Genomic DNA, 8486 nt, shown 5'->3' on the forward strand with positions numbered 1-8486 from the left:
GCCGGCGCCCCGGCATCCGCCGGTACCTTTTGTGCGCTGCCCCCCTGCGGCCGGGCGGGCGGGGGCGCGGCCGGGGCGGCGGGGGCCTGGGCGGCCGGAGCGGCAGCGGGCGCGGGGGCGGCGGCGGGGGTCGGCGTAGCGCCGGCCTGGGTCGCGGCCTGGGTCACTGGGGTCACCTCGGTACCGGGCTTGTAGTCGGCGAAAAAGTCCCACCAGGCTCGGTCGACCGAGTTCGGGTCCTGGAGGTACTGCTGGTAGATCTCGTCGACGAGCCACTCATTGGGGCCGAAGCCAGTGGAGCTTGCCGAGCTGTTGGGGTGTTCAGGGGACTGTGGCGACACGGCGGCAACCGCCCTCTTCCGCTTCCTTTTGGGATGTTTGGACAGCGGGGATTAAGGCTACGCCTCCGACCAGTGATCGCGCAGTCCCCGGGGGGCAGGCGTCGCCCAGATCACAGTCCTGACCTGCGGTTTGGCTGAAAATGTGCGTTAGAAACACGCATCGGAGGGGAACCGACCGGTTCCGACCACCCGCCAAATATGGTCAAAAGCGGACAAAGGGTGCTTTGGGCCCCGGGCGAAGCTCTGTGTCGGATCTGTGACATTCGTCCGCTTCACCCGGGGCCCGGTCCCGCGCCGGTGCCGCCCGGCCCCGCCCGGCCCCGCGCCGGTCCTCAGCGCGGGCCGGGCAGCCGGACCTCGATCCGGCAGCCGCGGGCGGCCTCGGCGACCTCGATCCGCCCGCCGTGCAGGTCCACCGCCCACCGGGCGATGGCCAGGCCGAGCCCGGTCCCGCCGTCGGCGCCCGGGCCGGACGCGGTCGCGGTGCCGCTGCGGCCGAACCGCTCGAAGACCCTGGTCCGGTCCGCGGCCGGGATGCCGGGACCCTCGTCCTCGACCTCCAGCAGCAGCGAGCCGGGCCCCTCGCCGGGCCGGGCGCGGACCGTCACGGTGCCGCCGGGCGGGGAGTGTTTGCAGGCGTTGTCGACCAGGTTGGCGACCACCTGGTGGAGCCGCTCCGGGTCGGCGACGCCGGTCAGGCCCGCCGGGCTCACCTCCAACGCGAGCCGGACGTCGCCGCGCCGGGAGAACGCCCCGCCCGCCGTCGCGCCGTCCACGGTGACCCCGCGCAGCACGCCGTCCAGGAACTCGCGCACCTCGAAGGGGCGGGCGTCCAGGTCGACCACGCCGTCGTCGATCTTGGAGAGGTCGAGCAGGTGGGTGACCAGCCGGCCCAGCCGTTCGGTCTGTTCCAGCGCGGCACCCAGGGTCGCCGGGTTGGGCTGGACGACGCCGTCGACCACGTTCTCCAGCACGGCGTGCAGCGCGGCGATCGGCGTGCGCAGCTCGTGCGAGACGTTGGCGACCAGTTCGCGGCGGTGCCGGTCGGCCGCCTCCAGGTCGGCCGCCATCTGGTTGAAGGTGGCGGCCAGCTCGCCGATCTCGTCGCGCGAGTTCACCTCGACCCGGCGGCTGTAGTCGCCGGAGGCCATCGCGCGGGCGGCGGCGGTCATGTCGCGCAGCGGGGCGGTCAGCCCGTGCGCGAGGAACTGCATGAAGAGCAGTGAGGCGATCATCGAGAAGATCATGATGATCCGGATCTGGGTCTCGGAGCGGATCGCCACGACCACCATGCCGGTGGCCAGGAAGACCGAGACGATCACCAGGAGGGCGAGTTTGCCCTTGATCGAGCGGACCGGGTCGAGCGGCCGGATGTCGGCCCAGACCCGTCGGGCGGCGCGGGCGGCCAGGGTGGGCGGCCGGCTGCCGTCGAGATCCCCGTTGCGTTGCTGTGGAAAGGTCATTGGTCCCCTGTGATCCCCCGCGTGGGTGCGCACGGCGGTCCGGGACACGGGCCCCCCGGCGGCCCGGTGTCCGAAGGTGTGCCGCTACGCGAGCGGGGCCTCCAGCGCGTATCCGACGCCGTGCACGGTGCGGATCCAGCTGGCGCCGATCTTGCGGCGCAGCGCCTTGACGTGGCTGTCGACGGTGCGGGTGCCGGACGCGTCCGTCCAGTCCCAGACCTCGGCCAGCAGCTGCTCGCGGGTGAGCACGGCGCGCGGCTGGGCGGCCAGGCAGGCGAGCAGGTCGAACTCGGTCGGCGTCAGGTGGACGTCGCCCGCGGCGAGCCGGACCCGGCGCTGCACGTGGTCGATCTCCAGCTCGCCGAAGCGCAGGCTGCCCAGCGCGGGCGTGCGGGCGGCCTGCTGGGCGCGCTCGACGCGGCGCAGCAGCACGTTGACCCGGGCGGCCAGTTCGCGCATGGAGAAGGGCTTGGTCATGTAGTCGTCCGCACCGACGCCGAGGCCGACCAGCAGGTCCGTCTCGTCGTCGCGCGCGGTGAGCATCAGGACCGGTACCGGGCGCTGGGCCTGGATCCGGCGGCACACCTCCAGGCCGTCGAAGCCGGGCAGCATGATGTCGAGGACGACGAGGTCGGGCTGCCAGGTGTGGAAGCCGTCGACGGCGCCCGGGCCGTCGTGGGCCACGGCGACCTTGAAGCCCTCCGCGCCCAGCCGGGCCGCGATGGACTCGGCGATCGTGGGTTCGTCCTCGACCACCAGCACTCTGCGCTGACTGCTCACCGTGCCGCCGGCGTTCTGGTTGTCCTGCTGAATTTCTGTCACGGTCACGCCACCGCCCCCAGGGCTGCGGGCCGGCCATCTGTGGGGATGGCGAAGGCTCCGCTCGTAGTCTTGTTCCGTCGTGGACTGTGCCGGGTCCGCCGTCCCGTCGCGTGTGCGGGGTCGGCGAGCGTGCGCCGCTCACTTCTCCCGCGCACCTCGCAGCGTACGGACAGCGGGTGATTCCCGGCAGGTGGACCGGACATTTCCGGCCCGGGGGCCGGCTTGCCGGGCCGGCCGTCGGGCCCACCGGGAAGTGGGCACGGGCCGATACCTTACCCGGCGTTTTTTCACTCCGTAACGGTACGTATGCACATCGGTCGGCACCAAGCCGCCGGTCAGCGGGGACGGGCGTGCGTATAAGGGGAGAAGGTCTGGACCAATTCGGCCGGCCCGCGGAGCCGCCGCGTCCAGCGTTCTCCCAGCCGGCTCCCAGCGGCCGGCCGTACCGTGGCCACGACAAATCGCGGGAGCGGGATTTCCGGTGGGCGCCGGTACGTTGGACACGCGCGGGGGCGACGGCTGCGGGTGGTGGAGCGGAGGCGGCATGACGGAGCGGCAGGTGTGCGCCGGGCGCGGCGGGCCGCCGTACGGGATGCTCCGGCGCGGGCTGCGGGCCGGAGCGGTCGAGTGGGCGCTGGCCCGGGTGCCGACCCCCCGGAGCACCCCCTTCGCGGTCGGCTACCTCGCCGTGGTCGGCGCCACCACCACCTTCGCCCAGCTGGCCGACCCCGACCTCGTGCGCCGGCTCCAGGAGGCGTCCAGCTCCGACGGTCACAACCTGTTGCAGCACCCGCTGCGGGCGCTGCTGCTCAGCGGCTTCTGGGTGGCCGGCCCGGACTGGGTGCCCTACCTGTGGGCCTTCGCCCTCACCGTCGCGCCGCTGGAGCGCCGGGTCGGCCCGGTCCGGGCGGCTGCCGTGTTCGCCGCCGGGCACATCGGCGCCACCCTGCTCTCCCAGGGCGTGGTGATCGTCGGGGTGGAGTCCGGGCGGCTGGAGCCGGCCGCGATGGACTACCTGGACATCGGTGTCAGCTACGGCGTGCTGGCCAGCCTCGGCGCGCTGGCCGGGCTGCTGCGGCCGGCCGGGCGGGTGGCCGTGCTGGCCCTGGCCACGGGGCTGATCGCCGAGCAGATCGCCGGCGACCGGGACCTCGTGACCGGGGTGGGCCATCCGGCGGCGCTGCTGGCCGGGGTGGCGCTGTGGCGGTGGCTGCGCCGCTGGGACGGGAGCCGGCCGCACCGCAGCCGGCTCGGGGCGCCGTCCGCGCGCCCCCGGTCCGCCGCCGCGCCCGCGTCCGCGCCCGGCCGGTCCGTGGTGCTGGACCGCTTCTGAGTCGGTCCCGCCGGGGTTCTTGACGGGACGGCCGGCGGTCCTGCTCCGTTCGCTCACGGCGAACAGGGGTCGGGGAACATCCGCAGCCCGCGCAGCCTTAGTCAGGTCGACTCAAGTTCGCTGACTGGGGAGAGATCATGGCATCGACGTCCACTCCGCTCACCCTGCCCGTGCTGCCGCTCGACGACGAGGTCGTCCTGCCGGGCATGGTCGTTCCGCTGGACCTGAAGGACACCGAGGTCCGCGCCGCCGTCGAGGCCGCGCGCGCCGCCGCCGGCGGCAGCACCGGAAAGCCCCAGGTCCTGCTGGTCCCGCGGGTGGACGGTTCCTACGCGGCGGCCGGCACCCTCGCCACCGTCGAGCAGGTCGGCCGGCTGGCCGACGGCGACCCGGCCGCGCTGGTCCGCGCGGTGCGCCGGGTGCGGATCGGCGTCGGCACCACCGGTCCCGGCGCCGCGCTCTGGGTGGAGACCACGCCGTTCCGCGAGTCCTCGGTCGGCACCCCGGTGGCCGGGCGCGCCGCCGAGCTGGTCCGGGAGTACAAGAGCCTGTCCACCCAGTGGCTGCGCAAGCGCGGCGCCTGGCAGATCGTCGACCGGGTGGCCGCGATCGAGGGCGTCGGCGAGCTCGCCGACAACATCGGCTACGCCTCCTTCGTCACCGCCGAGCAGAAGCTGAAGGTGCTGCTGGAGGCCGACCAGGTCGCGCGACTGGAGTACGCGCTCGGCCTGCTCCGCGACCACCTCGCCGAGGAGGAGGTCAACGACACCATCCGCAAGGACGTCGAGGAGGGCGTCGCCAAGCAGCAGAAGGAGTTCCTGCTCCGCCGCCAGCTGGAGGCCGTCCGCAAGGAACTGGCCGAGCTGAACGGCGACCCGGCCGACGAGGAGGGCGACTACCGCGCCCGGGTCGAGGCCGCCGACCTGCCCGAGAAGGTCCGCGAGGCCGCGCTCAAGGAGGTCGACAAGCTGGAGCGCTCCAGCGACCAGTCGCCCGAGGGCTCGTGGATCCGCACCTGGCTGGACACCGTCCTGGAACTGCCCTGGAACGAGCGCACCGAGGACTCCTACGACATCGCCGGAGCCCGCGCGGTGCTGGACGCCGACCACGCCGGGCTGGCCGACGTGAAGGAGCGCATCGTCGAGTACCTGGCCGTCCGCAAGCGCCGGGCCGACCAGGGGCTCGGGCTGGTCGGCGGCCGCCGGGGCGGCGCGGTGCTGGCGCTGGTCGGCCCGCCCGGCGTCGGCAAGACCTCGCTCGGCGAGTCGGTGGCCCGCGCCATGGGCCGCAGCTTCGTCCGGGTCGCGCTCGGCGGCGTCCGGGACGAGGCGGAGATCCGCGGCCACCGGCGCACCTACGTCGGCGCGCTGCCCGGCCGGCTGGTCCGGGCGATCAAGGAGGCCGGCTCGATGAACCCGGTCGTCCTGCTCGACGAGATCGACAAGGTCGGCTCCGACTACCGGGGCGACCCGGCGGCCGCCCTGCTGGAGGTGCTCGACCCGGCGCAGAACCACACCTTCCGCGACCACTACCTGGAGGTCGAGCTGGACCTCTCCGACGTGGTCTTCCTCGCCACCGCCAACGTGCTGGAGGCCATCCCCGAGCCGCTGCTCGACCGGATGGAGCTGGTCAGGCTGGACGGCTACACCGAGGACGAGAAGGTCGTCATCGCCCGGGACCACCTGCTCCCGCGCCAGCTGGAGAGGGCCGGGCTGGCGGAGGGGGAGGTCACGGTCGACGAGCCGGCGCTGCGCCGGCTGGCCGGGGAGTACACCCGCGAGGCCGGCGTCCGCAACCTCGAACGGGCCGTCTCCCGGGTGCTGCGCAAGGTCGCCGCGCAGACCGAGCTGGGCGAGCGCGAGCTGCCCGCCGCGATCGGCGCCGACGACCTGCGGGCCCTGATCGGCCGGCCGCACCACGTCCCGGAGGCGGCCCAGGAGCCCGCCGAGCGGCGCACCGCGGTGCCCGGCGTGGCCACCGGGCTGGCGGTCACCGGGGCCGGCGGCGACGTCCTCTACATCGAGGCCTCGCTCGCCGACGCCGAGACCGGCGGCACCGGGCTGACCCTGACCGGCCAGCTGGGCGACGTCATGAAGGAGTCCGCGCACATCGCGCTCTCCTACCTGCGCTCGCGCGGCGCCGAGCTGGAGCTGCCGGTCACCTCGCTGCGCGACCGCGGCGTGCATCTGCACATCCCGGCCGGGGCCATCCCCAAGGACGGGCCGAGCGCCGGCATCACCATGACCACGGCGCTGGCCTCGCTGCTCTCCGGGCGCAAGGTGCGCACCGACGTGGCGATGACCGGGGAGGTGTCGCTGACCGGGCGGGTGCTGCCGATCGGCGGGGTGAAGCAGAAGCTGCTCGCCGCCGACCGGGCCGGGATCACCACGGTGATCATCCCCAAGCGGAACGAGCCCGACCTCGACGACCTGCCCGCGGAGGTGCTGGAGCGGCTGACCGTCCACCCGGTCGCCGACGTCCGGGAGGTGCTGGAGCTGGCCCTGGAGCCGGCCGGCGTGCTGGTGGCGGCCTGACGCCCCCGGCGCCGCGCCACCCCCGCGGCCCGTCCCGTCCGGCGCTCCGCCTGGACGGGACGGGCCGCGGGGTGCGTGCCAGACTGCGAGAGTGCCGTCCTTGACCCAGCGCACGCTGGCCCGGGTGCCGGAGCGGGTACGACCGCTCCTGGTCCGGCACCGGCAGCTGGTGAAGTTCCTGCTGGTCGGCAGCGGCTGCTTCGCGCTGACGCTGCTGATGAACTACGCGCTGCGGCTGACCGTGCTGGAGCACAAGCCGGTGGTGGCGCTCACCGTGGCGACGGTGGCCGGCACCGCCGTCTCCTACGTGCTCAACCGGCGGTGGAGCTTCCGCTCCTCCTGGCGGCGGCGCGAACCCCTGCTGTTCCTGCTGGTGAGCGCCCTCGCCATCGCCGTCAACGTGCTGCCGCTGATCGTCTCGCGCTACCTGCTCGACCTGCGCGAGCCGTCGGTCGGCCCGGTCACCCAGGAGCTCGCCGACTTCCTGAGCGGGATGGTGCTGGGCACCTTCGCGGCGATGCTGTTCCGCTTCTGGGCCATGCGGCGCTGGGTCTTCACCCGGGTGGAGCAGTCCCTGGTGGCCGCCGGCGCGGCGGGCCCCGACGGCTGGGGCGTCCTCGGCGCGCCCGTGACGTCGGCGGAGGCCGGGGCGGGTGAGGGCGATGCGTGAACCGGAGGCCCTGCGGGGCGGCGGCCCGGCCAGCCAGCAGGGCATGCGCCGGTCCAATCTGGCGCTGGTGCTGCGGGTCATCACCCGCGCCCCGCGCTCGCGCGCCGAGGTGGCCGCCGAGACCGGGCTGACCAGGGCCGCCGTCTCCTCGCTGGCCGAGGAGCTGATCGCGGCCGGACTGGTGGCCGAGGAGGGCCCGGCCGCTCCCAGCGGCAAGGTCGGCCGGCCCGGCACCGCGCTCGGGCTCAACCGGGACGGCCCGGCCGGACTGGGCGCCGAGATCGGGGTGGAGCACCTGGGCGCCTGCGCGGTCGACCTGCGCGGCGAGGTCCGCGCCTGGCGCCGCCAGGAGATCCGCAACCGGGGCCGGCAGCCCGCCGCCGTGATGGCCGACCTCGCCGAACTGCTCCGCCGGGCCGCCGCCGACGCCGCACTGCGCCCGGCCGGGCTGGCGCTGGCCGTGCCCGGACTGGTCGGCGCCGACGGCGCGCTGCTCCAGCGGGCGGCCAACCTGGGCTGGCGGGACGTCGCGGCCGCCGCCGAACTGCGGCTCGCGCTGCGCGCCGCCAACGCCGGGGAACTGGCCGAGCTCCCGCTGCGGGCCGACAACGAGGCCAACCTCGGCGGCCTGGCCGAGCTCTGGCTGGGCGGCGGGCCGGAGCACTTCCTGCACGTCTCCGCGGAGGCCGGGATCGGCTCGGCGATCGTCGTCGACGGCCGGCTGCTGCGCGGCGCGCGCGGCTACGCGGGCGAGCTGGGCCACGTCCCGGTGCATCCGGAGGGGCCGCGCTGCGCCTGCGGGGCGCACGGCTGCCTGGAGCAGTACGCGGGGGAGTCGGCGGTGCTGCGCGCGGCCGGCCTGGAGGGCATCCGGGGCGACTGGGTGGCGCTGCTGGCCGAGCGGGCCGGGGCCGCGGACGAGGAGGTGCGCGCCGCGCTCGACGGCGCGGGCGCCGCGCTGGGCATCGCCGCGGCCGGGGCGGTCAACCTGCTGGACCCGGCCGAGGTGGTGCTGGGCGGCGGCTACGCCCAGCTGGCGCCCTGGCTGCTGCCCGCGATGCGGGCCGAGCTGGCCGCCCGGGTGACCGTCCGCCCCTGGTCGCCCGAGCGGCTGACGGTCTCCCGGCTGGGCCGCCGCGGCCCCCTGCTGGGGGCCGCGGTCGGCGTGGTCCGGGCCCTGCTCGCCGACCCGGGGCGGCTGGAGGGGGCGTAGGCCCCGTCCTCTAGTCCCAACGCCGTTCAGTTAGGCGTGGGGCCTGCATGTCAAGGCCGGTAGGCAAAGCAGCGGAGCTGCCGTAGAAGAGGGCTGTCACTCCAAGACAT

7 protein-coding genes are annotated in these 8486 nt (G+C 74.9%); 4 read left to right on the forward strand and 3 right to left on the reverse strand.

Going from position 1 to position 8486, the window contains the following annotated elements:
- The 3 genes from ACFXAM_RS36030 to ACFXAM_RS36040 all read right to left on the reverse strand — a co-directional run.
- Positions 1–341, reverse strand: a 341-nt coding sequence (locus ACFXAM_RS36030) for a hypothetical protein (protein ID WP_380297827.1), incomplete at its 3' end; no start/stop codon positions are given.
- 332 nt (positions 342–673) lie between these two features.
- The gene (locus ACFXAM_RS36035; RefSeq protein ID WP_380297828.1) at positions 674–1804 is read right to left on the reverse strand and encodes a sensor histidine kinase; all 1131 of its coding nucleotides are present in this window, start codon (positions 1802–1804) and stop codon (positions 674–676) included.
- An 84-nt stretch (positions 1805–1888) separates the two neighbouring features.
- On the reverse strand, positions 1889–2626 hold the full coding sequence (locus ACFXAM_RS36040) for a response regulator transcription factor (protein ID WP_380297830.1): 738 nt from the start codon (positions 2624–2626) through the stop codon (positions 1889–1891).
- Between the two features lie 544 nt (positions 2627–3170).
- On the opposite strand from ACFXAM_RS36040, the gene ACFXAM_RS36045 reads away from it, so the two are divergent.
- The 4 genes from ACFXAM_RS36045 to ACFXAM_RS36060 all read left to right on the forward strand — a co-directional run bounded on the left by ACFXAM_RS36045 (position 3171) and on the right by ACFXAM_RS36060 (position 8376).
- Entirely contained in the window at positions 3171–3959 is a 789-nt protein-coding gene (locus ACFXAM_RS36045) for a rhomboid-like protein (RefSeq protein ID WP_380297832.1), read from the forward strand.
- Positions 3960–4096: 137 nt separating this feature from the next.
- On the forward strand, positions 4097–6493 hold the full coding sequence (lon, locus tag ACFXAM_RS36050) for an endopeptidase La (protein ID WP_380297833.1): 2397 nt from the start codon (positions 4097–4099) through the stop codon (positions 6491–6493).
- A gap of 91 nt (positions 6494–6584) precedes the next feature.
- Positions 6585–7163 carry a GtrA family protein gene (locus ACFXAM_RS36055; protein WP_380297834.1) on the forward strand — a complete coding sequence of 193 codons (579 nt, stop codon included), beginning with the start codon at positions 6585–6587 and terminating at the stop codon, positions 7161–7163.
- Positions 7156–8376 (forward strand): ROK family protein, encoded by a 1221-nt coding sequence (locus tag ACFXAM_RS36060; RefSeq protein ID WP_380297835.1) that lies wholly within the window; start codon positions 7156–7158, stop codon positions 8374–8376. Before ACFXAM_RS36055 ends, ACFXAM_RS36060 begins: the two co-directional genes overlap by 8 nt.
- The last annotated feature ends 110 nt before the right edge of the window (positions 8377–8486 follow it).

It is taken from the genome of Kitasatospora sp. NPDC059462, from assembly GCF_042749955.1.
Lineage (GTDB): Bacteria > Actinomycetota > Actinomycetes > Streptomycetales > Streptomycetaceae > Kitasatospora.

Bases quoted from the DNA above. Each gene is read 5' to 3' on its own strand.
- ACFXAM_RS36035 (WP_380297828.1), bottom strand. From the start codon at position 1,804: ATGACCTTTCCACAGCAACGCAACGGGGATCTCGACGGCAGCCGGCCG.
- ACFXAM_RS36045 (WP_380297832.1), top strand. From the start codon at position 3,171: ATGACGGAGCGGCAGGTGTGCGCCGGGCGCGGCGGGCCGCCGTACGGG.
- lon (WP_380297833.1), top strand. From the start codon at position 4,097: ATGGCATCGACGTCCACTCCGCTCACCCTGCCCGTGCTGCCGCTCGAC.
- ACFXAM_RS36060 (WP_380297835.1), top strand. From the start codon at position 7,156: ATGCGTGAACCGGAGGCCCTGCGGGGCGGCGGCCCGGCCAGCCAGCAG.